General features: G+C 68.9%; 24 protein-coding genes. 8 read left to right on the top strand and 16 right to left on the bottom strand.

Annotated features, from left to right (window positions below):
- Positions 1–897 (bottom strand): AraC family transcriptional regulator, encoded by an 897-nt coding sequence (locus QO015_RS21100; protein ID WP_266284148.1) that lies wholly within the window; start codon positions 895–897, stop codon positions 1–3.
- A 197-nt stretch (positions 898–1094) separates the two neighbouring features.
- Between QO015_RS21100 and QO015_RS21095 the strand changes: the two genes are divergently transcribed.
- Positions 1095–2117: an aldo/keto reductase gene (locus tag QO015_RS21095; RefSeq protein WP_266284147.1), complete on the top strand. Its 1023-nt coding sequence runs from the start codon at positions 1095–1097 to the stop codon at positions 2115–2117.
- A 27-nt stretch (positions 2118–2144) separates the two neighbouring features.
- Here the strand turns inward: QO015_RS21095 and QO015_RS21090 are convergent, their stop codons facing one another.
- The 4 genes from QO015_RS21090 to recA all read right to left on the bottom strand — a co-directional run bounded on the left by QO015_RS21090 (position 2145) and on the right by recA (position 8198).
- Entirely contained in the window at positions 2145–3908 is a 1764-nt protein-coding gene (locus tag QO015_RS21090; RefSeq protein ID WP_266284146.1) for a cation:proton antiporter domain-containing protein, read from the bottom strand.
- Positions 3909–3933: 25 nt separating this feature from the next.
- Entirely contained in the window at positions 3934–6582 is a 2649-nt protein-coding gene (gene alaS / locus QO015_RS21085) for an alanine--tRNA ligase (protein ID WP_266284145.1), read from the bottom strand.
- 147 nt (positions 6583–6729) lie between these two features.
- Entirely contained in the window at positions 6730–7089 is a 360-nt protein-coding gene (locus tag QO015_RS21080) for a GFA family protein (RefSeq protein ID WP_266284144.1), read from the bottom strand.
- Between the two features lie 20 nt (positions 7090–7109).
- Positions 7110–8198, bottom strand: a complete 1089-nt coding sequence (gene recA / locus QO015_RS21075) for a recombinase RecA (protein WP_266284143.1) — start codon at positions 8196–8198, stop codon at positions 7110–7112.
- Positions 8199–8397: 199 nt separating this feature from the next.
- Between recA and QO015_RS21070 the strand changes: the two genes are divergently transcribed.
- Positions 8398–8931, top strand: coding sequence for an RT0821/Lpp0805 family surface protein (locus tag QO015_RS21070; RefSeq protein WP_266284142.1), 534 nt, complete (start codon positions 8398–8400; stop codon positions 8929–8931).
- Positions 8932–8961: 30 nt separating this feature from the next.
- Complete coding sequence (locus QO015_RS21065) at positions 8962–9885, top strand: pseudouridine-5'-phosphate glycosidase (protein ID WP_266284141.1); 924 nt, start codon at positions 8962–8964, stop codon at positions 9883–9885.
- On the opposite strand, the gene QO015_RS21060 is transcribed toward QO015_RS21065, so the two are convergent.
- From QO015_RS21060 to cckA, 5 genes are all read right to left on the bottom strand, one after another.
- Entirely contained in the window at positions 9867–10730 is an 864-nt protein-coding gene (locus tag QO015_RS21060; protein ID WP_266284140.1) for a class I SAM-dependent methyltransferase, read from the bottom strand. The two genes, QO015_RS21065 and QO015_RS21060, sit on opposite strands and share 19 nt — an antisense overlap.
- 121 nt (positions 10731–10851) lie before the next feature.
- Positions 10852–11226, bottom strand: a complete 375-nt coding sequence (locus tag QO015_RS21055) for a hypothetical protein (RefSeq protein ID WP_266284139.1) — start codon at positions 11224–11226, stop codon at positions 10852–10854.
- A gap of 82 nt (positions 11227–11308) precedes the next feature.
- A complete protein-coding gene (locus QO015_RS21050; RefSeq protein ID WP_266284138.1) occupies positions 11309–12211 on the bottom strand; it encodes an alpha/beta fold hydrolase in 903 nt (300 codons plus the stop codon).
- Positions 12212–12233: 22 nt separating this feature from the next.
- On the bottom strand, positions 12234–13505 hold the full coding sequence (locus tag QO015_RS21045) for a cytochrome P450 (protein ID WP_266284137.1): 1272 nt from the start codon (positions 13503–13505) through the stop codon (positions 12234–12236).
- A gap of 108 nt (positions 13506–13613) precedes the next feature.
- Complete coding sequence (gene cckA, locus QO015_RS21040) at positions 13614–16151, bottom strand: cell cycle histidine kinase CckA (protein WP_266284136.1); 2538 nt, start codon at positions 16149–16151, stop codon at positions 13614–13616.
- Between the two features lie 351 nt (positions 16152–16502).
- On the opposite strand from cckA, the gene QO015_RS21035 reads away from it, so the two are divergent.
- Entirely contained in the window at positions 16503–17840 is a 1338-nt protein-coding gene (locus QO015_RS21035) for a flagellar biosynthetic protein FliO (RefSeq protein ID WP_266284134.1), read from the top strand.
- Between the two features lie 88 nt (positions 17841–17928).
- Here QO015_RS21035 and dksA read toward each other — a convergent pair whose 3' ends face one another.
- Positions 17929–18345, bottom strand: a complete 417-nt coding sequence (dksA, locus tag QO015_RS21030) for an RNA polymerase-binding protein DksA (protein WP_266284132.1) — start codon at positions 18343–18345, stop codon at positions 17929–17931.
- Positions 18346–18652: 307 nt separating this feature from the next.
- Here dksA and QO015_RS21025 point away from each other — a divergent pair, with 307 nt between their 5' ends.
- Positions 18653–19114 (top strand): hypothetical protein, encoded by a 462-nt coding sequence (locus QO015_RS21025; protein ID WP_266284130.1) that lies wholly within the window; start codon positions 18653–18655, stop codon positions 19112–19114.
- 12 nt (positions 19115–19126) lie between these two features.
- On the opposite strand, the gene QO015_RS21020 is transcribed toward QO015_RS21025, so the two are convergent.
- Positions 19127–19519, bottom strand: a complete 393-nt coding sequence (locus QO015_RS21020; RefSeq protein ID WP_266284129.1) for a flagellar biosynthesis repressor FlbT — start codon at positions 19517–19519, stop codon at positions 19127–19129.
- A 268-nt stretch (positions 19520–19787) separates the two neighbouring features.
- Between QO015_RS21020 and QO015_RS21015 the strand changes: the two genes are divergently transcribed.
- Genes QO015_RS21015 through QO015_RS21005 form a run of 3 tightly spaced genes read left to right on the top strand, consistent with a single transcriptional unit; the run spans position 19788 to position 22880 of the window.
- Complete coding sequence (locus tag QO015_RS21015) at positions 19788–20336, top strand: SixA phosphatase family protein (protein ID WP_266284128.1); 549 nt, start codon at positions 19788–19790, stop codon at positions 20334–20336.
- 52 nt (positions 20337–20388) lie between these two features.
- Entirely contained in the window at positions 20389–21861 is a 1473-nt protein-coding gene (locus QO015_RS21010; RefSeq protein ID WP_266284126.1) for a YcjX family GTP-binding protein, read from the top strand.
- Positions 21858–22880, top strand: a complete 1023-nt coding sequence (locus tag QO015_RS21005; RefSeq protein WP_266284124.1) for a YcjF family protein — start codon at positions 21858–21860, stop codon at positions 22878–22880. The genes QO015_RS21010 and QO015_RS21005 overlap by 4 nt, the downstream gene beginning before the upstream one ends.
- Positions 22881–22889: 9 nt before the next feature.
- Here the strand turns inward: QO015_RS21005 and QO015_RS21000 are convergent, their stop codons facing one another.
- The 4 genes from QO015_RS21000 to QO015_RS20985 all read right to left on the bottom strand — a co-directional run bounded on the left by QO015_RS21000 (position 22890) and on the right by QO015_RS20985 (position 25185).
- A complete protein-coding gene (locus tag QO015_RS21000) occupies positions 22890–23063 on the bottom strand; it encodes a hypothetical protein (protein ID WP_266284123.1) in 174 nt (57 codons plus the stop codon).
- A 117-nt stretch (positions 23064–23180) separates the two neighbouring features.
- Positions 23181–24209 carry an NAD(P)/FAD-dependent oxidoreductase gene (locus tag QO015_RS20995; RefSeq protein ID WP_266284122.1) on the bottom strand — a complete coding sequence of 343 codons (1029 nt, stop codon included), beginning with the start codon at positions 24207–24209 and terminating at the stop codon, positions 23181–23183.
- A 130-nt stretch (positions 24210–24339) separates the two neighbouring features.
- On the bottom strand, positions 24340–24660 hold the full coding sequence (locus QO015_RS20990; protein ID WP_266284121.1) for a 2Fe-2S iron-sulfur cluster-binding protein: 321 nt from the start codon (positions 24658–24660) through the stop codon (positions 24340–24342).
- A gap of 171 nt (positions 24661–24831) precedes the next feature.
- Positions 24832–25185: an Hpt domain-containing protein gene (locus QO015_RS20985; RefSeq protein ID WP_266284120.1), complete on the bottom strand. Its 354-nt coding sequence runs from the start codon at positions 25183–25185 to the stop codon at positions 24832–24834.
- Positions 25186–25419: the final 234 nt, after the last annotated feature.

Genomic DNA, 25419 nt, shown 5'->3' with positions numbered 1-25419 from the left:
TCAGGGCTCCGGCGCCGCGCGCTCGCCGAGACCGCGCAGCCGCGCGGCGTCGCGGGACGGCGGCGCTCCGAAGAGGCGGGCGTACTCACGGCTGAACTGCGACGGGCTCTCATAGCCCACGGCATAGCCGACGACTCCGGCATCCTGCGGCTCGGCCACGAGGCGCCGCCGCGCCTCCTGCAGGCGTATCTGCTTCTGGAACTGTAGCGGGCTCATCGCCGTCACCGCCTTGAAATGTCGGTGCAGCGACGCCGGGCTCATGCCGGCGATCTCGGCCAACCCCTGGATGCGCATCGGCTGGTCGAAATGCCGCTTGATCCACGCGATCGCGCGCTCGACCCGCGCCAGCCGGCCGTCATGGACCACCATCTGGCGCAGCACCGGACCCGCCGGACCGGTGATGAGCCGGTAAAGCACCTCCCGCTCGTAGAGCGGCGCCAGCATCGCCGCTTCCGCGGGCCGATCGAGCAGGCCGACGAGCCGCACGAGAGGATCGAGCAAATCGCGATCGAGCGTCCCGATCGCCAGGCCGACCGGCTCGTCGACGGCAGGCGCGGGCGGCAGGCTGGAGAGGATGTCGACGATGGCCAGACGGTCGAGCCGCAGCGACACGCAGAGATAGGGTTCCTCGGGGCTCGCCTCGACGATCGCGGCCATCACCGGAAGATCGACGGCGACCACGAGGAAATGCCGCTGGTCATAGGTCAGCACGGCATCGCCGACGAAAAGCCGCTTGGCACCTTGCACCGCGACGCAGAGAACCGGTTCGTAGAAGGCCGGCGCCGGCACGTTGTTCGATTCGGCGCGAAGCAGCCCGAGCCGCGGAATGGGCGTGATCGTGCGACCCTTCACAGCGTGGCGGCGGAGGATCGAGGCCAGCGCATCGCGTTCGTCCATGAGCTGGTTTCCTTCGCTTCACCCGCACCGCATCCTTGCCGGCACGTCAGAGAATGGGCGCCCTGAGAGGATCGTGCAAGAAGGAGCCAGCAAAAGGCTACCGCACGAGCAGCGCGCGCGCCCATCTTCATGGGGCGGCGGACGCGCCGGCGGCCCGACGAGCCGCCCTCCCCGCTGCCATCACCCGGAGAATTTCCATGCGCACCAAGACACTCGGCCGCACCGGCCTCCTCGTCTCCGAACTCTGCCTCGGCACCATGACCTTCGGCGGCAAGGGCTTCTGGACCGCCATCGGCCAGCTCGACCAGTCCGTCGCCGACGGCATCGTCGCCCGCGCGCTCGACGCCGGCATCAACTTCATTGACACCGCGGATGTCTATTCCGAAGGCCTTTCCGAGGAGATCACCGGCCGCGCCATCGTCAACTCCGGCCGCAAGCGCAGCGACGTGGTTCTCGCGACAAAGGCGCTCGGCGCCGTCGGTCCCGGTCCGAACGACCGCGGCGCCTCGCGCGGCCATATCATGGACGCGGTCAAGGCCAGCCTGAAGCGGCTCGGCACCGACTATATCGACCTCTACCAGATCCATGGCTTCGACCCGCTGACGCCGGTCGAGGAGACGGTGCGCGCGCTCGACGACCTCGTGCGCCAGGGGCATGTCCGCTATGTCGGCGTCTCCAACTGGGCGGCGTGGCAGATCATGAAGGCGGTCGGGCTTGCCGACGCCAAAGGCTGGGCGCGCGTCGCCTCGCTGCAGGCCTATTACACGATCGCCGGCCGTGACCTCGAACGCGAGATCGCGCCGCTCCTTCAGGCGGAGGGGGTCGGGCTGATGGTGTGGAGCCCGCTCGCCGGCGGCCTGCTCTCGGGCAAGTACCAGCGCGACGGCTCGGGGCCCGATGGATCGCGGCGCGCCAGCTTCGACTTCCCGCCCGTGAACCGCGACCGCGCCTTCGACGCCGTCGATGCGATGCGGGCGATCGCGGAGGCCAAGAGCGCTTCAGTGCCGCAGATCGCGCTTGCCTATCTCCTGAAGAAGCCTTTCGTGACCTCGGTGATCATCGGCGCCAAGTCGGCCGACCAGCTCGCCGACAATCTCGGCGCCGTCGCGATCGACCTGTCGACCGAGGACATGGCGACGCTCGATGCGGTCAGCGCGCTGCCGCCGGAATATCCCGGCTGGATGCTGGAGCGTCAGAGCGAAGGCCGCCGCGCCGGCTGACGTGACACTCGACAGCGAGGCCGCCCGTCACCCATCGATAGGCGGCTTCGCCTTGTCGGGCTCCGCCGGGCCGCCGCGCATCAGCGCGCGGGCGGTCTCGCGGGCCACGGCCAGGCGCTGCTCCACCGCCTCGTCCGGCAGCCCGATATCGCCGAGGAGATTGCCCGCGAGTTGCAGGCTGCCCTCGAGCGCCTCCGGCACCACATCATTGGCGCCGGCATCGAGCAGCCGCCGCCCATGCGTCACGGTCCGCGCGCGCGCATGAATGATGGCGGACGGCCAGTGCTCGCGGATGGTCCGCACCATTAGCTCGGAAATCACGGCGTCGTCGACCGTCACCACGAAAGCGCGGGCCCGCTCCGCGCCGAGGCGCGCGAGGATCTCCGGCCGTGTCGCGTCGCCGAAGAAGACCATCTGCCCCTCGCGCGCCGCGCGCACGACATGCTCGGCGTCGAGATCGAGCGCCACATGGGCGATATCCTCGGCCGAGAGCAGCTTCGCCACCGTGGCGCCGAAACGCCCGAAGCCGCCGATGATGACATGATCCGAGAAGCCATGATCGCCGCCGACGCCGCTCCGCGCTTCGGCGTCGCGGGCGGCGAGGCGCTTCGCGAATCGCGAGCCGAGTGCGCCCATGACCGGCGTCAGGACCATGGAAATCGCGGCGATGGTCGTGGCGAGCCGGGCGATCTCGTCGGAAACGACGCCGTCGCGGGCGGCAAGCGTCAGGACGACGAAGGCGAACTCGCCGGCGCCGCAAAGGATGAAAGCCGTCTCGACCGCCGCCGCCCGTTCGAGCTTCGCGATTCGGAGCGCCAGGTAGCCGAAGGCCAGCTTGACGAGGAAGAGCACCGCCAGCGCCGCGATGATGATCGGCAGCTGGCCGACGACCGCCGCGATGTCGATCGTCATGCCGACCGTCATGAAGAAGAGGCCGAGCAGCAGATCCTTGAACGGTTCGACTTCGACGTCGATCTGGTGGCGATACTCCGTCTCGCTGAGCAGGAGGCCGGCAAGGAAGGCGCCGAGCGCCGCCGAGAGGCCGGCGCGCGCCGTGATGAAGCCCGCGACGACGATGATGAGGAGCGTGATGGCGATGAGCAGCGTCCGGTTGCCGGTCGCGCCCGCGAAGCGCATCAGCGGCTTCACGATGGTGCGGCCGAGCAGGACCACGCCGACGACCACCACGGCGGCGATCGCGACGCCCTTCACGAGGGCGAGACCGACGCTGGCGCCCGGCTGGGCGAGAATGCCGACCACGATCACGATCGGCACGACCATCAGGTCCTGAAGGATCAGCACACCGAGCGCGGTGCGTCCGACCGGCGTGCCGAGCCGGCGCCGCTCGGCGAGGGACTGGGTGACGATGGCGGTCGACGACAGCGCGAAGGCCATGCCGAAGACGAGCGAATCGTCGAACTCGAAGCCGGCCAGCGCCGCGGCGGCGTAGATGGCGGCCGTGGCGAGCGCGACCTGCAGCCCGCCCGCGCCCAGCATCAGCCGCCCGATCGAGCCGAGCCGTGCAAAGGAAAGCTCGAGGCCGATCGTGAACAAAAGGAACAGGATGCCGAGATCGCCGAATGCCTGCAGCTGGCCGACATTGGTGATCGTCGCATAGCCGAACAGCGAGCTCAGCGGCACCAGATGGCCGAAGCCGCCCGGCCCGACGATGATGCCGGCGATCAGGAAGCCCAGCACCACGCCGAGCTTCAGATGCTGGAAGAGCGGAACGACGATGCCGGCCGCGACCAGAAACACGAGGAGCTGGCGGCCGTCGGCGACATGCTCCATGGCCTTCGCTCCCGCGCGGGCGGCGTCAGCCCGCCAGCCGCGCCTCGATCGCGCCGAGCGCCTCGCCGGCCTTCGCGCCGTCCGGTCCGCCGGCCTGGGCCATGTCGGGGCGCCCGCCGCCGCCCTTGCCGCCGAGGTGCTCGGCGCCGATCCGCACGAGATCGACCGCGCTGAAGCGGGCCGTCAGATCGTCGCTGACGCCGACGACGATCGCCGCCTTGCCGTCCTCGGCGACGCCGACAAAGGCGACGACGCCGGAGCCGACCGACTTCTTCGCCTCGTCCACCAGGCCCTTGAGCTCCTTCGGCGCGATGCCCTCGACGACGCGGCCGAGATAGCTGAGATCGCCGACCGCGCGCACGCCATCGCCAGCCGCCTGGCCGCCGCCCCCGAGCGCCAGCTTGCGCTTCGCGTCCGCGAGTTCCCGCTCCAGCCGCCGCCGTTCCTCGACCAGAGCCGCGACGCGGTCCGCAGCTTCCTCGGGACGAACCTTGAGCGCGCTGGCGACCTGCTTCAGGCGCCGGTCCTGCAGTTCGAGATGCTCGCGCGCCGCCTTGCCGGTCAGCGCCTCGACGCGCCGGACGCCCGCCGCGACCGCGCCCTCGCCGAGAATGGTGACGAGACCGATCTCGCCCGTGCGGCCGACATGCGTGCCGCCGCAGAGCTCGACGGAATAGGTCTTGCCCTCGCGCTCGCCCATCGAGACGACCCGCACCTCGTCGCCATATTTCTCGCCGAAGAGAGCCATGGCGCCGGAGCCGATCGCCTCCTCGCGGTCCATCAGCCGCGTCGTCACCGGCGCATCCTGCAGGACGACCTCGTTGGCGATCTCCTCGATGGCAGCGAGTTCCTCGGCCTCGATCGGCTTCGGATGGCTGAAGTCGAAACGCAGGCGCTCCGGCGCGACAAGCGAGCCCTTCTGCGCCACATGCTCGCCAAGCACATTACGCAGCGCCGCATGCAGGAGATGGGTGGCGGAATGGTTGGAGCGGATCGAGCCGCGACGGGCATGATCGACGCTGAGGCGCGCCGAATCGCCGGTCCGGACGACGCCGCTCTCGACCACGCCCTGATGCACGAACAGCCCGTCGCCACGCTTCTGCGTGTCGTCGACGCGGATCACGGCGCCGCCCTCGGTCTCGATGCGGCCGGCATCGCCCACCTGGCCGCCCGACTCGCCATAGAACGGCGTCTGGTTGACGACGACCTGCACGCTCTCGCCGGCCTTCGCCTCGGCGATCTCGGCGCCGTCGCGCACGAGCGCGATGAGCTTGCCCTCCGACGCCTCGGCCGAATAGCCAAGGAACTCGGTCGCGCCGAGCCTGTCGCGCAGCGTCAGCCAGATCGTCTCGGCGGCGGTGTCGCCGGAGCCGGCCCAGCTCGCGCGCGCCTCGGCCTTCTGGCGCTCCATCGCGGTCGCGAATCCGGCCGTGTCGACGCCGATATTGCGGGCGCGCAGCGCCTCCTGCGTCAAGTCGAGCGGGAAGCCATAGGTATCGTAGAGGCGGAAGGCGGTCTCTCCGTCGAGCGTCGCGCCGGCGACGAGGCCGGTGGTCGCCTCATCGAGCAGTCCGAGGCCGCGCGCCAGGGTGCGGCGGAAGCGGATCTCCTCGAGCCGCAGCGTCTCGGAGATCAGCGCCTCGGCGCGGATCAGCTCGGGATAGGCGCGGCCCATCTCCCGCACGAGCGCCGGCACGAGGCGCCACAGCAGCGGATCCACGGCGCCGAGAAGATGCGCATGGCGCATCGCACGGCGCATGATCCGGCGCAGCACATAGCCGCGGCCCTCGTTGGAGGGCAGCACGCCGTCGGCGATCAGGAAGCTCGAGGCCCGCAGATGATCGGCGATGATGCGGTGGCTGGCGAGATGCGGGCCCTCGGCCGGAACCCCTGTGGCCTCCACCGACGCGCGGATCAGGGCGCGGAAGAGATCGATGTCGTAGTTGTTGTGCACGCCCTGCAGGACGGTCGCCATGCGCTCGAGGCCCATGCCGGTGTCGATCGAGGGCTTCGGCAGCGGCACGCGGTTGCCCGGCGCGATCTGCTCGAACTGCATGAAGACGAGATTCCAGATCTCGATGAAGCGGTCGCCATCCTCGTCCGCGCTGCCGGGCGGGCCGCCGGGGATCGACTCGCCATGATCGTAGAAGATCTCCGAGCACGGCCCGCAGGGGCCGGTGTCGCCCATCTGCCAGAAATTGTCGGAAGTGGCGATCCGGATGATCTTCTCGTCCGGCAGGCCGGCGATACGCTTCCACAGCGAGAAGGCCTCGTCGTCCTCGTGATAGACGGTGACGAGCAGCTTCTCCTTCGGCAGGCCGAATTCGCGCGTGATCAGCGTCCAGGCCAGCTCGATCGCGCGCTCCTTGAAATAGTCGCCGAACGAGAAGTTGCCGAGCATCTCGAAGAAGGTGTGATGCCGCGCCGTGTAGCCGACATTGTCGAGGTCGTTGTGCTTGCCGCCGGCGCGCACGCATTTCTGCGAAGTGGTGGCGCGCGGCCAGGGCGCCGTCGACCGGCCGGTGAAATAGTCCTTGAACTGGACCATGCCGGCATTGGTGAACATCAGCGTCGGATCGTTCTTCGGAACGAGCGAGCTCGACGCGACGACCTCATGCCCGTTCTTCTGGTAGAAGCCGAGAAAGGCCGACCGGATGTCGTTGACGCTGCTCATGAACGGACCCGCCTGGAAAGACATGCGCGGCCCGTCGGGGCCGCGCGAAGGAAAACGTGCCGGCGTTTTTAGCGGCCGGCCGCTGGCCTGTCCAGAAAAGGCCGGCAACGCGACCGACGGCCGCGCCGTCCGCAGCCGCGGGCTCTCTCAGTGACTGCGACCGTCATAGGGGTGGACGGTGACGGCGGAGAGGTCGATGCCGTCGATGCAGCGGACATTGACCGCCACCATGTCGCCGCCGTCCGGCGTCTTGCCGCGCGCGAAGGCTTCGATGCCGCAGCGCGGACAGAAGAGATGATGGATGACATGCTGGTTGAACTGATAGTCCGTCAGCAACGCCTCGCCGGCCGTGACGGTGAAGGCCGACGCGGGGAGGAAGGCGAGCCAGTGCCCGCGCTTCTGGCAGATCGAGCAGTTGCACGAGATCGCGGAGGAGAAATCCCCCGTCGCCTCGAAACGCACCGCGCCGCAATGGCAGCCGCCTTCGACCCGTCCCGCGTCCGCCATTTCCCGCTCCCCTTCCCGCCTCAGGCTTCCAGTGCCTCGTCGCCGTCATCCTCGCCCGCCGCGTCCTTCGAGAGAAGGGCCTCGGCGAGAAGACCGGCATTCTGACGGATGGCGAGCTCGACCTTCTGCGCGATCTCGGGATTGTCGCGCATGAACATCTTGGCGTTCTCGCGGCCCTGACCGAGGCGCTGGCTGTCATAGGAGAACCAGGCGCCGGACTTCTCGACGATGCCGGCCTTCACGCCGAGATCGATGAGTTCGCCCGTCTTGGAGACGCCCTCGCCATACATGATGTCGAACTCGACCTGCTTGAAAGGCGGGGCAAGCTTGTTCTTGACCACCTTGACGCGGGTCTGGTTGCCGACGACCTCGTCGCGGTCCTTGATCGCGCCGATGCGGCGGATGTCGAGACGCACCGAGGCATAGAACTTCAGCGCATTGCCGCCCGTCGTCGTCTCGGGATTGCCGAACATGACGCCGATCTTCATGCGGATCTGGTTGATGAAGATCACCATGGTCTTCGACTTCGAGATCGAGGCCGTGAGCTTCCTGAGCGCCTGGCTCATGAGGCGGGCCTGCAGGCCGGGCAGGCTCTCGCCCATCTCGCCCTCGATTTCGGCGCGCGGCGTCAGCGCGGCAACCGAATCGATGACCAGCACGTCGATGGCGCCGGAGCGCACCAGCGTGTCGGCGATCTCCAGAGCCTGCTCGCCGGTATCGGGCTGCGAGATCAGCAAGTCGTCGAGATTGACGCCGAGCTTGCGTGCATAGACCGGATCGAGCGCATGCTCCGCGTCGACGAAGGCACAGATGCCGCCGGCCTTCTGCGCCTCGGCGACAGTGTGCAGGGCGAGCGTCGTCTTGCCCGAGGATTCCGGCCCGTAGATCTCGACGATGCGGCCGCGCGGCAGCCCGCCGATCCCGAGCGCGATGTCGAGCCCGAGCGACCCGGTCGAGACGGTGCCGATCTCGACCACCTTCTCGTTCTTCCCGAGACGCATGATCGAGCCCTTGCCGAAGGCGCGCTCGATCTGGCTCAGCGCGGCATCAAGCGCTTTCGACTTGTCCATGGTGGCCCCTTCGACGAGACGGAGAGAAGTTTGCGACATGTGAGATGAGCCCTTATTCCATACTGTCCGGAGTCGATCAAACTGAGAACATTGTACACGTTTTGTTCTCATCCGCAAGCTGTATCCCCGCGCGGATTCGAGCATGGGTGAGTCCTCGGCGGCGCCGGCGCAGCCTTTCGCGCAGGGTCCGGCTGTGCTGCACTGCAACCGAATCGGCCGTAACGAAGGAGACCGGCGCATGCCCCAGACCGCCCTTCCCCGCCCACGCGCGGAGCGCTCGCGAAAGACCGCGGAAAGCCGCCGCGGTCGTCCGGCTTCTGCGGCCCTCGCGCTGGTCGCCGCCGCTTTCGCGCTGGCCGCCTGCCAGGCGCCGACCAACCAGCAGATCGGCGGCGTGACCGGCTCCGCCGTCGGCGCGATGGTCGGCAACCAGTTCGGCTCCGGCGCCGGCCGCGTCGGCGCCACGGTGCTCGGTGCCGGTGTCGGCGGCCTCGTCGGCAGCCAGATCGGCCGCAGCCTCGACGAGAGTGCCAGGCGCCGCGCCGAGGCCGCCGAGGCGCAGGCCCTCGCCAGCCCCGGCATGGGCGCCGGCATTCCCGTCTCGTGGGAGTCGGGATCGAGCCACGGCACGGTCATTCCCGGCCCGGTGCGGGTGGTGGACGGCCGCGAATGTCGCCCTTATACGCATCGCATCGTGGTCGACGGCCGCGGCGAGCAGTTGCGTGGCACCGCATGCCGGATGCCCGACGGCAGCTGGCGCAGCGTGACCTGACCTTCTCACTCGCTCTGGACGGAACACGCGATGGCGCTCTTCGACCGCATCCGCCTCTCTCCCGAAGTCGCCGCGGCCGCCGCGGCCGGCCACCCCCTCGTGGCGCTGGAGACGACGATCGTCACGCATGGCATGCCCTGGCCGGAGAATGTCGCCACCGCGCTCGGCGTGGAGGAGGTCGTGCGCGCCGCCGGCGCCGTGCCGGCGACGATCGCGATCATCGACGGCGAGATCCGCGTCGGACTCTCGGCCGACGAGCTGGAGGCGCTGGCCAAGATGACCGGCGTCATGAAGCTCTCGCGCGCCGATCTCGCCTTCGCACTCGCCACACGCCGTCCCGGCGCCACCACGGTCGCCGCGACGATGATCGCGGCGCATCTCGCCGGTATCCGCATCTTCGCGACCGGCGGCATCGGCGGCGTGCATCGCGGCGCGGAGACGAGCTTCGACGTGTCGGCCGATCTCTACGAGCTGGCCGAAACGCCGGTGACCGTGGTTTCGGCCGGCGCGAAGGCGTTGCTCGACATCCCCAAGACACTCGAGGTGCTGGAGACACTCGGCGTTCCGGTGGTGACGTTGGGGCAGGATGCCCTGCCCGCCTTCTGGTCCCGCGACAGCGGTCTTCCCTCTCCGCTACGCCTCGACGATGCCGCCTCCATCGCGACCTTCATGGCAACGCGCGAGGAACTCGGCCTCAAGGGCGGCATGCTGATCGCCAATCCCGTCCCGGAGGCCGACGAGATTCCCGCCGCGGAGATGCGCGTCCATATCGAGCAGGCGACAGAGGATGCCGCGCGGGCCGGGATCCGCGCGAAGGCGGTCACGCCCTTCGTGCTCGGCCGCATGCTGGAACTGACGGGCGGCCGCAGCCTCGCGACCAATATCGCGCTCGTGCGCAACAATGCCCGTCTCGCCGCAGAGATCGCCGTCGCGCTTCAGGCGAACGACGGGTGAACCGCATGCAGGACATGGCCGACCGCGGCATTGTCGAGCGCTGACGCGCCGCCCGCATAGAGGCGGCCGAGATCCGGACCGGCGAGATTGGCGGCGACCGAGAATCCGAACGCCGCGAGCTTCTTCTCGATCTCGTCCGGGCGGAAATAGCTGACGATCGGTTCGCCGAGCGCCGCGGCGCGGCCGGCGAGCGTCAGGAAGGCGAGACGCTGCAGCATGCCGACCCTGTCGGGCGGCTCCGCATAGTCGAAGACGAGTTCGGCACCGCCCCGCCGTGCCGCGATCACGCCGAGCGTGGAGGCGATTGCCGCGTCGTCCAGATAGGGAACCACTCCGAGCCAGGTGAAGAAGGCGGGGGCCGCGGTGTCGAGCCCGGCGGCCGCAAGCTTCTCGTCGAGCCGATCGGTTGAGAAGTCGACCGCGACATAGCGGACGCTCGGCGGGACGGCGATTTGCGTCTGCTGCAGCCGCTGCCGCTTCCAGGCCTGTGTCGCCGGATGGTCGACCTCGTAGACGAGCACGCCCCTGTCGGCGAAGGGATTGCGATAGGCGAAGGTGTCGAGCCCCGCGCCGAGCACGACGACGTGGCGCACGCCGGAATCGACGGCGGCGGCGATCCGGTCCTCGGCGAAGCGGGCGCGCGCGGCGATGAAGGCACGGAGGGCTGCGCCCCCGGCGGAATCGGCGCGGCTGATCTCGTCGCGCGCCACGGCGGAACCGCGGTCACCGCCGACGATCGTCAGCGCCAGCGGATCGTCGAAGATCACCGGCTTGTCCAGCAACTGATGCGCCGCCCGCCGCACTGCAGCTCGGTAGGCCGTCGCGCTCGGCTTGCCCTCGATCAAGACCTCATGCTCCCTGTCCCCTAGCCGACAGACGATGCTGGCCATGCGGCCCGGATGCAAGGGGCATGAGCGGTCGATGCCCGGGCGCGTGTCGCGAAGACGCGTCCGCGCAGGCAGCCGGTCAAGACACGCAGCCGAGATTGGTCAGCAGCAGCACGGCATCGGCGCGCGGCAGGCCGGGCGGGTCGCCCTTCTCCGGAAGGATGAGCACGGCGGGATCCGACCCCTGCTCCACCAGGACGTGGAAGGGCTGCCGCGCCGCGCCGGGCGATGCGGCGACGAACCCGCAATAGCCATGGCCGCTGCGCGCCCTGGAGAGGCGAAGGTCGCTGACCACCACGCCATCCGCGTTCAGCATGCGGTCGGCCACCGCCTCGACGACGGCTTGTTGCAGGGCCGGCGGCGATAGCGGCGCGCCGGAATAGGTCTGGGCGGCGGCGGGGCCCGTCACGGCCAGTGTGGCCAGAACGACGAGGGTGGGCCTGACAATGTGCATCGTGATGTCCTGTCCTCTGTCGACGCCGGATCGGAAGCCGGATTGAGACGAAAACCGCCACGCCCCGCAAGCCTCGACGCCGCTAGCCGAGCGCCAGCACAGCGTCCGCGAAGGACTCCGGGGCTTCCTGCGGCACGTTGTGGCCTACGCCGGGGAGGATGCGCCGCTCATAGGCGGCACGGAAATGCCGTGCGGCGTCATCGGCTGTCTGGGGCGGATCGACGCCGTCATCGGCGCCCTCGAGGACGATCGACGGCACGGTGATGTCCGGCAGCAGCGCCAGACGCGCCTCGATCCCGTCGAGCGCCGGATCGCCGGGAATGCCGCCGAAGCGGTGCCTGTAGGAATGGATGACGATCGATACGAAGTCCTCGTTGTCGAATGCCGCGGCCGTCCGCTCGAACTCGGCATCATCGAACGCCCAGGTGGGCGACCAGAGCCGCCATAGAAAGCGACAGAAGCCGCGCCGGTCCCCGTCGAGGGCGCGGCGGCCACGCTCCGAATGGAAATAGTACTGGTACCAGTAGCGAAACTCTTCGGCCGGCGGCGCTGGACGCCACGCCTCGGCGATCGCCTGGATATTGTATGGCGAACCGGAGCTGACGAGGCCGGAGGCCCGCTCGGGCCAGAGCGCGGCGACGATGCAGGCAGCACGGCCGCCCCAGTCATAGCCGGCGAGCACCGCCCTGGGGATCGCGAGGGCGTCCATCAGCGCGAGAAGATCGGCCCCAAGCGCAGCCTGCTGACCCGAACGCATCGTCCGCGCGGAGCGGAAGCGGGTCGGACCATAACCGCGGAGATAGGGAACGATGCAGCGCCGGCCCGCATCGGCAAGCCGTTCCGCAACATCTTCGTAGGCATGGACGTCGTACGGGAAGCCGTGCAGCAGGATGACCGACGGCCCGTCGGCCGGCCCCCGCTCGACATAGGCGATGTCGAGCACGCCAGCGGAAATGCTCCTGAGGGCGCCCGGAGTCGGCATCATTTCCTCCCGTCCGACCGGGTCCTCACCAGGCGAGGTTCAGCGCCGCCAGGCCGTGGAAGTGGTAGCTGTCGCGATAGAGCGGCGGCCGCGCGATCCGCAGGCCCGGCAGCCGCTCGAAAAGGATCGGCAGCGCGACTTCGAGTTCCAGCCGCGCCAGCGGGGCGCCGACACAGAAATGGATGCCGCCGCCGAACGCGAAATGCGTCGCCGGCGGACGGAACGGATCGAACCTCGCCGGCTCGGCGAAGCGAGCCGGGTCGCGGTTGGCGGCGCCGAGCAGCAGCCCGACCCGGTCGCCCTTCTTCAGCGGGAGACCGGCATAGTCGAGGTCTTCGAGCACATAGCGCGAGAAGAAGTGCAGCGGCGGGTCAAAGCGGAGGCATTCCTCGGCGACGGCCTCCGCGGCCTTCTCCGCGCCGAACATCGCCGACGGCTCCAGTCCCGATTCGAGGATCGCCTTCACGCCATTGCCGATGGCATGGACCGTCGCCTCGTGGCCGGCGTTCAGAAGGAGGATGCAAGTCGCGATCAGCTCGTCCTCAGACAACCGCTCGCCGGCCTCCTCGGCGGCGATCAGCGTCGAGAGCAGGTCGTCGGCAGGCGCCAGCCGACGCTCGGCGACGATCTCCTTGAGGAAGGCGACGAACTCCTGCGCGGCCGCGACCGCGGCGTCCTCGACGGCCCGCGTCCGGTCGAACTGGTACATCGCGACCATCTTGTGCGACCAGTCGAGGAGGTCGGGCGCCCGTTCCACCGGCACGCCGAGCAGCTCGGCAATGACGGTCACCGGGATCGGCGTCGCGAAGGCCTCGATCAGCTCGACCTCGCCATCCCCCGCAAAGCGGTCGATGAGGTCATGCGCGAGCGCGGCGATGCGCGGGCGCAGCTTCTCGACCTGACGCGAGACGAAGGCGCGGTTGACGAGGCCGCGCAGCCGCGTGTGTGCCGGCGGCTCGCGATCGAGCATCGAGAGCGCATCGATATCGGTGAAGGGCTTGAGGCGCTCCGGGATCTCCGGAATCCCGAGTTCCTCGCGGGTCGCGACATGCAGGATCTCGCGCCCGAAACGCTTGTCGCGAAAGAGCGCCTGCAGGTCGGCGGCCCCCAGAAAACACCAGAGCCCGTACTCTTCCCAGTAGAAATGCGATGTCTCGCTGCGGATCGCCTCGAAGACCGGATAGGGGTCCTGATAGAAACCCGGATCGCGCGCCTCGATCGAGGCGCGGCGCGTCAATGGATCGAAGCTGAAGGGTTGGCCGGCCGGGACGTTTTCGCGGGTCGGACTATCGAGCATGTGCGGCTCCGGGGGATCGAAGGCGCTCAGGTTCGATCCTCGGCGGCACGAATGCAAGGGATAGCCGGCCACCGAACTACGGCATGATCGGAACGCTGGTCCCGCGCGCTATTCCCCCAAGGCCTCCTTCACGGCCGTCGCGAGCTGCTTCAGCGAGAAAGGCTTCGGCAGGAAGTTGAAGGTCTCGCCGTCGGGCAGGTTCTTGGCGAAGGCGTCCTCGGCATAGCCGGAGACGAAGATGATCTTGAGGTTCGGCCGCGTCTTGCGCAGTTCGCGCAGCAGAGAGGGCCCGTCCAGCTCCGGCATAACCACGTCGGAAACGACGAGGTCGATGATGCCGCCGGTCTTCTGCATGACCTCCAGCGCCTCTGCGCCGGAAGCCGCCTCGTGCACCGTATAGCCACGCGAGGCGAGCGCACGCGCGGCGAACGCGCGGACCGCCTCCTCGTCCTCGACGAGCAGGATATTGGCGCTGCCGGTGAGGTCCGTCTTTTGCTGCGGCTTGTCGCTGACGGCCTCGGCCGCGACCGGCTCCTCGGCCACGACATGGCGCGGCACGAAGATGCGGAAGATGGTGCCCTTGTCGACGACGCTGTCGAAGAAGATGTGCGCCCCGGTCTGGCGGACGATGCCGTAGACCGTGGAAAGCCCGAGGCCCGTGCCCTTGCCGACTTCCTTGGTCGAGAAGAATGGCTCGAAGATCTTGGACTGCACCTCGGGCGGGATGCCGGTGCCGGTATCTTCGACCTCGATGAGGACATACTCGGCCGGCGGCAGCGCCTTGTAGCCGAAAGCGGCGCAATCGGCCGGCGAGAGGTTGCGGGTGCGGATCGTCAGTTGCCCGCCCTTCGGCATGGCGTCGCGGGCGTTGACGGCGAGATTGATGACCACCTGCTCGAACTGGTTGAGATCGGCCTTGATCGGCCAGACATCGCGGCCATGCAGCACCGAAAGCTTGACCTTCTCGCCGAGCAGCCGCTCGAGCAGGATCGAGAGGTCGGAGAGAACATCGCCGATCGCGAGGACCTGCGGACGCAGGGTCTGGCGGCGGGAGAAGGCCAGCAGCTGCCGCACCAGGCCCGCGGCCCGGTTGGCATTCTGCTTGATGTTCATGATGTCCTGGAAGGACGGGTCGGACGGCCGGTGATTGGCGAGAAGAAGATCGGAATAGCCGATGATCGCCGTCAGCACATTGTTGAAGTCGTGCGCGACGCCGCCGGCGAGCTGGCCGATCGCCTGCATCTTCTGGCTCTGGGCGAACTGCTGCTCCAGCGCCCGCTGCTCCGTCGTTTCCAGCGCATAGACGGTCGCGATCTCGCTCTCGTCGGCGCCCTCGTCCACGGCGCTCACATAGAAGCGCATGCTGCGCTCGCCATGGCCGAGCAGCGCCGCGTCCACCGGCGGGATGTCGCCATGGCCGGCCGATGCCGCCTCGAGCGCCGTCTCGATGGCCGCCCGCGCGCTGTCGGCGACGATGTCGACGAGGCGGAGCCGGCCGGAGGCATCGCGCGGCACGGTCCCGAACAGGCGCGCGAATGCGGCGTTGGTGCGTCCGATGCGACCGCGCCGGTCGACGGAGGCGATGGCGAAGGGCGTGTGATTGAAGAAGCGGGTAAAGCGCACCTCGGCGGCGCGCAGCGCTTCCGACACTTCCTCACCCGGCGAGCGGTTGAGGACGATGGTGCGCGTCGCACCCGGCGCGCCGTCATGCGCATAGGGCACACGGTGCAGCACCCGCACAGGCAGGCTCTGGCCGTTCTTCTTCACGAGATCGAGGTCGATCACCGCGGTCTCGCTGCCGCCCGGCCGGGCGGTACCGCCCGAAAGCAGCGCCGCCCCGTCGCCGCGCACGATGTCGCCGAGCGAGATCGCGCCTGGCTTGAAGGCGCCGAGATCGATGCCGAGCCACTCGGCGAGCGTCGCGTTCAGATAGACGATACGCCCGTCGGGCTCAGCGGAGAGGAATCCGGCCGGCGCATGGTCGAGATAATCGATTGCGTGCTGGAGATCCTGGAACACCGTCTCCTGCTGCTCGCGCTCGCCCGAGATGTCGGCGAGCCGCCAGGCCGTCAGGAACTGATCGCTGGTCTCGATCGGTCGCGCCGTGATGCGATACCAGCGGGGCCCCCCGGGGCCGGTGCCGCCGAGGGCCGACGGCATCCGCACCTCTTCCTGCGCCGAGCGATTGTGGCGGACCGATTGCGTGAGACGGTAGATGGCCTCGCTCGCCGCCTGATCGCCCGAGAAGACGCGCTCGATGATCCGGACATCGGTTTCGTCGTCGGCGCCGATCAGATCGGCATAGGCCCCGTTCGCGTAGAGGATGCGGCCCTCCCGGTCGGTCACCAGGATCCCCTCGGCCATCGAGCCCATGAAGGCGCGGGCGAGATCGTCGCGCGGCGCCGCCGAGCCGAATCGCAGCAGACCGATCGCGCCTGCGAACAGGGTGAAGACGCCGACAACCGCGAGGATGCCGAGCACCGCGAAGATGAAGGGCTGGGCCGATTCCGCCGGCAGGATCGCGCCGGCGGCCGCCACGGCGACCAGCACGATCGCGAGCACGACGAGCCGGCCGATCCCGGCCGTCCGTCCGCCTCGATCGATCACCGGCGGGCGCGCCCCCGTCACGCCGGCCCCCGTCGTCATCGCCGCCCGCCGGGCATGGCGGGCCGGGCGGTTGGCCGAAGGATCGTCGAGCAGGCGGGAACCTCTCGTGAAGACATGGATTGCGGTCGGAGGAGCACGATCGCGGACTCTCGGAAGACGGCTCGAACGGGCGATTCGCGCATGATTCGAGCCAGATTGGTCACCGGATGGTTAGTGAATTCCTAACGGCTTTTCGGCATTGATACGCCGATTCGTGGCCGCTGCCCCTTGCCAACTGGATGTGTGGGCACGAAAACGCCTAGATGGTCTGCCCGCATGGGCGAAGAGTGCTTCAGCTCTTGAGGCTTCGAATTCACCTGTACCGGCCCGCCGGTACAGCAGGAGAACGGGATGCGTGACTATCTCGAACCGATCTTCGGCTCGACCGGCGCCCTGATCGCGCAATTCGCGATCACCCTCGCCGTGCTGGCGATCATCATTCTGGTCGTGTTCTGGCTGATCAGGACGCTGACTGGCGGCACCATGGGCGGCACGGCCATCCGTAGCCGGCAGCCGCGACTGAGCATTCTCGATGCGCTTCCGGTCGACCAGAAGCGCCGCCTCGTGCTCGTGCGCCGCGACAATGTCGAGCATCTGATCCTCATAGGCGGCGCCACCGACATCGTCGTCGAGGGTGCCATCCACCGTCCATCGGCCGCGCAGCGCCGCGCCGAAGCGGCGGCCCGCGCCGGCACGATGCCGGTTGCGCGGTCCACCCCGCCGGACGAGGCGACCTATCAGGCCGCGCCGGAATCGCGCCCTCTGGCCGAGTCGCGGCCGTCTCCGGCCGAAGCGCCCGAGCCGCCGCGCTCGGAAGCCGTGGTCGCGGAGATCGTCGAGGTCGCCGCCGTCGTCGAGGAGCCGCCGGCCTACCGCGCGGCGCCGGTCGATCGCCGCCGCCCTGTGATCCGGGAGCAGCGCCCTGTCGCGCCGCCGGCCGAGATGGCGCCCGTGGTCGAAGTCGTGGCCGAACGCGCGCCCGAGCCCCAAGCCGCGATGGAGCAGGAAGCCGTCGTGGAGCGGGAGACGTTCGAGGAGAACACGGGCTCCACCGGCCAGGAGAGCGACGCTCCGACCGCCATCGAGCCGGCAGCTGCCGCGCCCGAGCGGGCGCCGGAGCCTGTTCGGCCCCCGCCGCCTCCGCGCCCGTCCCGCCCGCTCACTTCATTCCTGACTGGCTCTCGCGGCCGTGCGTCGACGCCGGAACCGGCACCCGCGGAAGTTCGCCCTGAGCCGCGCACCGCTGAGCCGGCCAGCCGCGGATTCGGTCGCGCCACGCCGGTCGCGCCGCGCCCGCCGGCAATCGAGGAGCGCGCCGAACCCGCCGCGCCGGAGCCCGCCCCGGAGCCGGTTCGCGCGCCGCAGCGGCCGATGTTCCCGCCGGCACCGCCGGTCGTGCCGCCGACGCTGGGCGACGAGCCCTTCGGCGCCCCGGTGGCGGATGCCGACCGTCCGCTCCGCTTCGAGCCGATCTTCGACATCGACCCCAACAACGCGAGCGACCCGGGCCGACCGATGCGGGCTTCGCGTGAGCCCACGCCGAGCGTCGAGCCGCCGATGGCCGACGAAGCGCCGGTAGAGGGAGAGAATGAAGCGGCTGCCCAGCGCGGACGCGGCGCAGCCGTCGATGATCTCGAGAAGGAGATGGCGCGCCTTCTTGGCGAAATCTCCGGTACGCGCCGGAACTGAGCTTTCCAGCAACGACAACAAAAAAGGCGCTGTCTCGGACAGCGCCTTTTTTGTTCCACCCGCGCCGAAGGGGCCGCGGCTTCGCCGGCTAGTCGTCCCGATAGACTCGCTCGCGACGCTCGTGACGCTCCTGCGCCTCGATCGACAGCGTGGCGATGGGACGGGCGTCGAGACGCTTCAGGCTGATGGGTTCGCCCGTTTCCTCGCAGAAACCGTAGCTGCCATCCTCGATCCGCTGGAGCGCGGCGTCGATCTTCGAGATGAGCTTGCGCTGCCTGTCGCGCGCCCTGAGTTCGATGGCCCGGTCGGTTTCCGACGATGCGCGATCGGCGAGGTCCGGGTGGTTCTGATTTTCGTCCTGCAGATGCTGGAGAGTCTCGCGCGACTCCTTGAGGATATCCTCTTTCCAGGCAAGGAGCTTCCTGCGGAAGTACTCCCTCTGCCGTTCGTTCATGAAGGGCTCGGCCTCAGAGGGCCGATACTCTTCAAGGCTGTCTGCCGTCATGAACAACCCCTGGCTCGGTGGCTTTCGAGGCGCGGAATATAGCCATGTGCCGGTCCGAGGACAACACCGGCAAAAGTCATATGGCAGGCAGGCCATTCGCCCTCGACGGCGCCGAAGGATTGCCGCCTAACATCCTGAGAAATCTTTGGTTTTTTGAAGTGGTCTCTATGGCGGGCCGGAGCCGGCGAGGCGAAGCTTCAGCCAGACCGGACCGAACGGGCAAAGGCTTTGTTAAGGATGACAAGTGCCTAATGGCAGTCGCCGGTCCGCGCCTCGGCGGACCGCGGACGCTGGAGCGCCGTTGCCCATGCATGCCCTTGCCACCACGTTCCCCTCGCAACTCGCGGTGGAAAGCCGCGAATCGGCAGTCGAAATCTGCGGTACCATCGAATCGACCATGGAGGCGCTGCTCCAGCTGGTCGAGGCGGAGAGCGCGCTGCTCCGAGCCGGCAAGCATGTCGCGGCGGCGGCGGTCTCGGCCCGGCAGAACGAGTTCGCGGCCGCCTATATCCGCGATCTCGAGCTGCTCCGCGGCATCGGCCACGAACTCGAGATCCTCGCCCCCGACGCCGTCGACCGCCTGCGGCGCCTGCATGAGGAGTTCGTTTCGGTGCTCCAGATCGACATGGCCGCGCTCGCCGCTGCGAGGGCCGCTGCGGAGCCGCCGCGTCCGGCGAAGATCGGCAGCGCCGATCCGGTCCCCTTCCCGCGCGCCGACCGGCTGGGGCGAGCGGTGCCGCAGCGGCTCGCCGCCAACGCCCGCCGCTGACGGGTCGGCGTCTCAGCCCGTCGCGGCGAGCGCTCCGGTGCTTTCGGCGAGGACGAGCCGCTGCGCCTCGCGCAGCGCCCGATAGGTATGCCCGTTCCGGATCGCATGGTCGATGGCATCGATCAGCGGACGCCACTCCGGCGCCTCGCTGACGATTTCTCCGGCGAGACGGGCGATCTCCAGCCTGAACGAGGCGCCGCCATCGCGCGCGAGATGCAGCGACTGCATGGCGAGATAGAGCCGACGCGCCAGCGAGGTCCCGGCGCCGGGCGGCAGCAGGTCGCGCTCGCGAAGCACCGGCGTGTCTCCCTCGATCGTCAGCCGGGTGCGCCCACCCTGATTGACGATCACCACGTCGCCGAGCATCACCCGTTCCCCCGCCTTGAGTTCGAGTTTCAGCGCCATGGATCACTCTCCCGGGTCTTCGTAGGCGGTCCCGCGCGGCTTCCGACTCACCGCCCGTCCCGACATCGACGCTAAGGAGCCATTCCTTAATCCACGGTCAGCCGAAAGCCTCGCATTTGATCGATCTGTTGCAATGCGGGATCGATGCGCACGGCCTGCCGGCTGGTGCTCCCGCGCGCGTTCGACCGCGACGCCGTTTCGTGCTAGGAGCGCCGCTCGTCCGCCCTTGCGAGGGACGGCACTGCCTCTGCGGGATCGATCGGGCACGATGATGCGCCTTCTGATGCTTCGCCATGCGAAATCCGCCTGGGACGTTCCCGGCGCAGCCGACTTCGACCGTCCCCTCGCGCCGCGCGGCCGACGGGCGGCGACGATGATCGGCGAGCATCTCGCGACCCATCGCCTCCTGCCTGACCGAATCCTCTGCTCCTCGGCGCGACGCACGCGCGAGACGCTGATCGGCCTGCTCCCGGTCATCTCGGGCGATCTCGAGATCCGCATCACGCGCGATCTCTACGAAGTCACGCCGGAGGCCTATGCCGATTCGATCGCGGCGCTCGGCGGTTCGGCGAAGACGCTGCTCCTCATCGGCCACAATCCGTCGGTCCAGGAATGCGCCCTCGAGCTGATCGGCAGCGGCAATCCGGCGCTGCGAGACGAGATCGCCGAGAAATTCCCCACCGCCGGGCTCGCCGTCATCGACTTCGACCATCACAAATGGTCGGAGCTTCGGCCACGCACCGGCCGCGTCGTCGCCTTCTTCCGGCCGCGCGAACTGGAGGTCGTCGGCAGCGAGCCACCGTCCGACGACGAATAGGGCTTCCCGCGCGCCGCCGCCCTTCCTACATCGGGAGCGTTCACGGCGACGGATGGATCGCGGATTGAATCTCACCTCCCTGGCCGACGAGGCCCGCATCGCGATCGCGACGCTCGGCGAACGGGCAACCGACATCGTCAATCCGACGGTCCGGCTCGGCGTCACCGGCCTCGCCCGCGCCGGCAAGACGGTCTTCATCACCGCCCTCGTCCACAATCTCGTGCATGGCGGCCGCCTGCCGGTGTTCCGCTCCTATTCGACCGGGCGCGTTACCGGCGCGCGGCTCGAACCGCAGCCCGACGATGCCGTCCCGCGCTTCGACTACGAGGATCATGTCCGAGCGCTTGTCGAGGAGCGGATCTGGCCGGAATCGACACGCCGGATCAGCGAGCTTCGCCTCGTCATCGCCTATGAATCGGCCTCCTTCCTGCGCCAGCGCTTCGGCTCCGGCACCCTGACGCTCGATATCGTCGACTATCCCGGCGAATGGTTGCTCGACCTGCCGCTTCTCGCCAAGGACTATGCCGCCTGGTCGAGCGAAGCCGTGGCGCTCGCGCGGCGGCCGGGACGTCCTGCCGCGGCTGCCGCCTTCCTGGCGCGCGCCGGGTCGGTCGATCCGAAAGGACCCGAGGACGAGGCGCTCGCCCGTGAACTCGCCGCCCTCTTCACCGCCTATCTGCGCGCCTGCCGCGCCGACGAGCATGCGCTCTCGACCCTTCCGCCGGGCCGCTTCCTGATGCCGGGCGATCTCGACGGGTCGCCGGCGCTCACCTTCTGCCCCCTGCCCGGCGCCGTCGCCGACGCCCCGGCCGGAACGCTCGGCCGCATGATGGCCCGCCGCTACGAGTCCTATAAGTCTGTCGTGGTGAAGCCGTTCTTCCGCGATCATTTCGCCCGGCTCGACCGGCAGATCGTGCTCGTCGATGCGCTGAACGCGCTGAACGCGGGGCCGGCGGCGGTCGCCGATCTCTCGGCCGCGATGACCGAGATCCTCGGCGCCTATCGCCCCGGCGCCACATCATGGCTGGGCGGGCTGCTCACGCGACGCATCGACCGCATCCTGATCGGCGCCACCAAGGCCGACCATCTCCATCACGCCGACCACGATCGGCTGGAGCGAATCCTCGGCCACCTCCTCGCGCCCGCCGTCCACCGCGCCGAGGAGGCCGGCGCGCGTGTCGAGATCGCCGCGCTCGCCTCGGTCCGCGCGACCCGCGAAGGCGTCGTCTCCAACGGCAACCAGAAATTGCCGTCGATCATCGGAACGCCGCTCGCCGGCGAGGTCTTCAACGGCGAGACCTATGACGGCAAAACGGAAATCGCCTTCTTTCCCGGTGACTTGCCGGACAAACCGGAATCGGCGCTCGAAGGTGTTGACTCAACTTCTCAGGCTGACGCGGCGCTCCGCTTCGTACGTTTCCGGCCGCCCCAGCTCGAGCGCACGGCCGAGGGAATGAAGCTGTCGCTGCCGCATATTCGCCTCGACAGGGCTCTCGAATTCCTCATCGGGGACCGCCTCGCATGACGAGCGAACCGCCGCGCCGCCCGGCCGCCTTCCGCCTCGACGAGGCCCGCGTCACGGACGATCCCGAGGCGGCCGTGCGCCCCTCGGACCGGCCGGTCGTGCTGCGAGAGCCCGACGACCTCCCGCCGCCGGTCGAGCTGCCGCGCCAGCGCCGCCGCATCCGCTGGGCGGATATCCTGTTCTCGGGCCTCGGCGTTCTTGTCACGCTCGGCGTCGGACTCGCCATCGACCGGCTGATTCGCGACCTCTTCGCGCGGGCTGACTGGCTCGGCTGGGTGGCGGTCGCAGCGGCCGGCGCGGCGCTGATCGCCGTCGTCGCCATCGCGGCCCGCGAGATCGCCGGCCTGGCGCGGCTGCGGCACATCAACCGCCTGCGCGACGATGCCGCCGCCGCCGCCCGCCGCGACGACGGCAAGGCGGCTCGGGGCGTGATCCGCGAACTCGCGGATCTCTACAAGGACCGGCCCGAGACGGCCAAGGGCCGCGCCGCCCTCGCCGCCCATGCGCAGGAAATCATCGACGGGCGCGATCTCATGGGCCTGGCGGAGCATGAGATCCTCGCCGCCTTCGACACCGCCGCCAAAAGCCTCGTTCTTTCGACGGCGAAGCGCGTGACTGTGGTGACCGCGATCTCGCCGCGCGCCGCCGTCGACGTCCTGTTCGTGCTGATCTCTGCGCTGCGCCTGATCCGCCAGCTCGGCCAGCTCTATGGCGGGCGGCCCGGCACGCTCGGCTTCCTGCGCCTCGCGCGCCTCGTTGTGGGCCATCTCGCCGTCACCGGCGGCATGGCGGCCGGCGATTCGCTGGTGCAGCAGGTGCTGGGGCATGGCCTCGCCGCGCGGCTGTCGGCGCGGCTCGGCGAAGGTGTCGTCAACGGCATCCTGACGGCGCGCGTCGGCATCGCGGCGATCGATGTCTGCCGTCCCCTGCCCTTCCTCGCGGAGAAGCCGCCGGCCATGGCCGATTTCATCGCCGAACTGGCGCGGATCAACCCCGGCAAGGCGCGCGGAGAAGACTGAGCCTGCGCCTCAGCGCGGCTTGTTCTCGCCGTCGAGGTGGCGACCATATTCGCGGTCGCGCTCGTCCTTCTGCTTGACGAGGTCCTCGTAAGCCCGGCGCTGTTCTTCCGAGAGAACGACGCGCTTGACCACCGCTTTCTTGCGCGGCGGCTGCTTCATGAAGCGCTGGGGATCGTCTGCCATGACATGCTCCGGCCTGATGCGGAGGGCAAACTAGCCAAACGGGACCGACGACGCGAGCCGCAAGGCTGCCGATCGCCGAAATGACGCCGGGCTGGCGCAGTCATGCAACAGGGTGGCTCAGGCGACGCCGAGCTTCTTCTGCAGGCTGGTCGAGGAGGTCGTGTACTGGAAGAGGATCTTCTTCTCCGGGAAGACGATCCGGCTCGCCGCCTGCGCCATCAGCGCCGCCTCGTGGAAACCGGAGAGGATCAGCTTCAGCTTGCCCGGATACCAGTTGATGTCCCCGATCGAGAAGATGCCGGGCTCCGAGGTCTCGAACTTCTCGGTGTCGACCTTGATCAGGTTCTCGTGGAGGTTCAGCCCCCAGTCGGCAATGGGTCCGAGCTTCATCGTGAGACCGAAGAAGGGCAGCATCCGCGTCGCGGGCAGACGATGCTGCTTGTCCTCGTTGTCCGTGATGACGGCATGCGTCATGTGGCCGTCGTCGCCCTCGAGCCCGGTGACCTGCCCGAAGACGAGCTTCAGCTGGCCGGCCTCGGCGAGGGCGCGCATCTTGTTGACGCTGTCGGGCGCGGCGCGGAAGGCGTCGCGGCGATGCATCAGCGTGACGCTCTTCGCGAGCGGCTGCAGGTTGAGTGTCCAGTCCAGGGCCGAATCGCCGCCGCCCACCACGAGGATGTCGTGGTCGCGGAACGCCTCCATCTTGCGGACGGAATAGAAGACCGACCGCCCCTCGAAGTCCTCGATCCCCGGCACCGGCGGGCGCTTGGGCTGGAACGAACCGCCGCCGGCCGCGATGACGACGACCTTGGCATGGAAGGTCTTGCCGGCATCGGTGGTGACGCTGAAGCGGCCATCGTCGAGCTTGCCGACGGCAGCGACCATCTCGCCGAGATGGAAGGTCGGCGCGAAGGGCTTGATCTGCGCCATCAGATTGTCGGTGAGGCCCTGCCCGGTGATGATCGGGAAGCCCGGAATGTCGTAGATCGGCTTCTCGGGATAGAGCTCGGCGCATTGGCCGCCGGGTTTGTCGAGAATGTCGATCAGATGGCAGCGGACATCGAGCAGCCCGAGTTCGAAGACGGCGAACAGGCCGACAGGCCCGGCGCCGACGATGACGACGTCGGTTTCGATGGTCTCGCTCATGGATTGATCCGCAGCACGATCCGCAATGGAAGAAAGCGCGGGCAGCTTTAGCCGCTCGATTGCGGGCTGCAAAGCATGTTTGTGCTCAGGAACCGGCGCCCCGAGGAATTCGCTGCCCCACGGGCCGCGATCAGCCCTGGCTGGCGGGGATGCGGACGACGAGCCCGTCGAGCGCGTCGCTGACCCGGATCTGGCAGGAGAGCCGCGAGTTCGGCTGAACGTCGCTCGCGAAGTCGAGCATGTCCTCCTCCATCGGCTGCGGCTCGCCCGTGCGTTCCACCCAGGCCTCGTCGACATAGACGTGGCAGGTCGCGCAGGCACATGCGCCGCCGCATTCCGCCTCGATGCCGGGAACGGCGTTGCGCACCGCGTTCTCCATCACCGTCGTGCCGTTGCGGGCCTCGATGTCGTAAACCGTGCCGTCGAAGGTGATGTAGGTGATCTTGGCCATGGAAGTCCGCGAGGATGAGGGGCCGGGAAGATGCCGACGATGGAATGGTCCGCGCCTCGGCGCGATGTCTGTCTGTCGCTCTAGACGATTTCGCGGCGCGGTGCCAAGCGTCGCGACGCCTCAGCGGGCGGCAGGGTGCCGCGGACCGGGCGAAAGGTCGCGCCGGGGCCCTCACTCGGCATTTCGCTCGGCATCATCCCGGCCAAGCCCGGCGATCGCGGCCGCGAGCCGATCGAGCGCGGCGCCGAGCGCGGGAAGCGCAGCTCCCTCGAGCGGTTGCGCTTCGATCGCCGCGGCAATTGCCGCGACCTCGCCGGCTCCGATGGCGAGAGCCGCGCCCCGAAGGCGGTGGGCGGCGGCGGACCTTGCCTCCGGATCGACCGCGCCTTCGGCCAGGCGACGCGCCTCGGGCAGGACTTCCGCGTCAAAGATGAAGAGGAGTTCCGCCACCAGCGCGGCATCCCCTCCGGCCCGGCCACGGAGGTCGTCGAGATCGAGGATGGATTGCCTGGTGATCGAGTTCATCGGCGCGGTCCGCGGCCGCCCGCCGCACGTTGCCGACGACCCTGTTGCACGGCCTCTCGCGCCGCCTTCACGCCGTCGCGCAGGCTGTTGAAAGCACAGACGGCGCGGCCGCGCTTCCTTGTATGCACTGCACGAATGTGTCAAAAGGGCAGTTGGTGGGCAAGGGTGCGGAGGCCACATCCGTCTTGTTGAAGGCGGAGTGCGGCGGACCGTGGCGGCGAGGGTCGGACCTGT

Origin of the sequence: Kaistia geumhonensis (genome assembly GCF_030815145.1) — a bacterium.
Lineage (GTDB): Bacteria > Pseudomonadota > Alphaproteobacteria > Rhizobiales > Kaistiaceae > Kaistia > Kaistia geumhonensis.
The sequence above is the reverse complement of the archived record's forward strand: the minus strand, read 5'-3'. Positions and strand labels throughout refer to the sequence as shown.

Coding starts and splice junctions, on each gene's coding strand:
- QO015_RS21090 (WP_266284146.1), bottom strand. CDS start 3,908: ATGGAGCATGTCGCCGACGGCCGCCAGCTCCTCGTGTTTCTGGTCGCG.
- QO015_RS21080 (WP_266284144.1), bottom strand. CDS start 7,089: ATGGCGGACGCGGGACGGGTCGAAGGCGGCTGCCATTGCGGCGCGGTG.
- QO015_RS21095 (WP_266284147.1), top strand. CDS start 1,095: ATGCGCACCAAGACACTCGGCCGCACCGGCCTCCTCGTCTCCGAACTC.
- QO015_RS21015 (WP_266284128.1), top strand. CDS start 19,788: ATGATGCGCCTTCTGATGCTTCGCCATGCGAAATCCGCCTGGGACGTT.
- dksA (WP_266284132.1), bottom strand. CDS start 18,345: ATGACGGCAGACAGCCTTGAAGAGTATCGGCCCTCTGAGGCCGAGCCC.
- QO015_RS20995 (WP_266284122.1), bottom strand. CDS start 24,209: ATGAGCGAGACCATCGAAACCGACGTCGTCATCGTCGGCGCCGGGCCT.
- QO015_RS21070 (WP_266284142.1), top strand. CDS start 8,398: ATGCCCCAGACCGCCCTTCCCCGCCCACGCGCGGAGCGCTCGCGAAAG.
- QO015_RS20990 (WP_266284121.1), bottom strand. CDS start 24,660: ATGGCCAAGATCACCTACATCACCTTCGACGGCACGGTTTACGACATC.
- QO015_RS21065 (WP_266284141.1), top strand. CDS start 8,962: ATGGCGCTCTTCGACCGCATCCGCCTCTCTCCCGAAGTCGCCGCGGCC.
- QO015_RS21005 (WP_266284124.1), top strand. CDS start 21,858: ATGACGAGCGAACCGCCGCGCCGCCCGGCCGCCTTCCGCCTCGACGAG.
- cckA (WP_266284136.1), bottom strand. CDS start 16,151: ATGACGACGGGGGCCGGCGTGACGGGGGCGCGCCCGCCGGTGATCGAT.
- QO015_RS21025 (WP_266284130.1), top strand. CDS start 18,653: ATGCATGCCCTTGCCACCACGTTCCCCTCGCAACTCGCGGTGGAAAGC.
- QO015_RS20985 (WP_266284120.1), bottom strand. CDS start 25,185: ATGAACTCGATCACCAGGCAATCCATCCTCGATCTCGACGACCTCCGT.
- QO015_RS21010 (WP_266284126.1), top strand. CDS start 20,389: ATGGATCGCGGATTGAATCTCACCTCCCTGGCCGACGAGGCCCGCATC.
- QO015_RS21000 (WP_266284123.1), bottom strand. CDS start 23,063: ATGGCAGACGATCCCCAGCGCTTCATGAAGCAGCCGCCGCGCAAGAAA.
- QO015_RS21035 (WP_266284134.1), top strand. CDS start 16,503: ATGCGTGACTATCTCGAACCGATCTTCGGCTCGACCGGCGCCCTGATC.
- QO015_RS21100 (WP_266284148.1), bottom strand. CDS start 897: ATGGACGAACGCGATGCGCTGGCCTCGATCCTCCGCCGCCACGCTGTG.
- QO015_RS21050 (WP_266284138.1), bottom strand. CDS start 12,211: ATGATGCCGACTCCGGGCGCCCTCAGGAGCATTTCCGCTGGCGTGCTC.
- QO015_RS21045 (WP_266284137.1), bottom strand. CDS start 13,505: ATGCTCGATAGTCCGACCCGCGAAAACGTCCCGGCCGGCCAACCCTTC.
- QO015_RS21020 (WP_266284129.1), bottom strand. CDS start 19,519: ATGGCGCTGAAACTCGAACTCAAGGCGGGGGAACGGGTGATGCTCGGC.
- alaS (WP_266284145.1), bottom strand. CDS start 6,582: ATGAGCAGCGTCAACGACATCCGGTCGGCCTTTCTCGGCTTCTACCAG.
- recA (WP_266284143.1), bottom strand. CDS start 8,198: ATGTCGCAAACTTCTCTCCGTCTCGTCGAAGGGGCCACCATGGACAAG.
- QO015_RS21055 (WP_266284139.1), bottom strand. CDS start 11,226: ATGCACATTGTCAGGCCCACCCTCGTCGTTCTGGCCACACTGGCCGTG.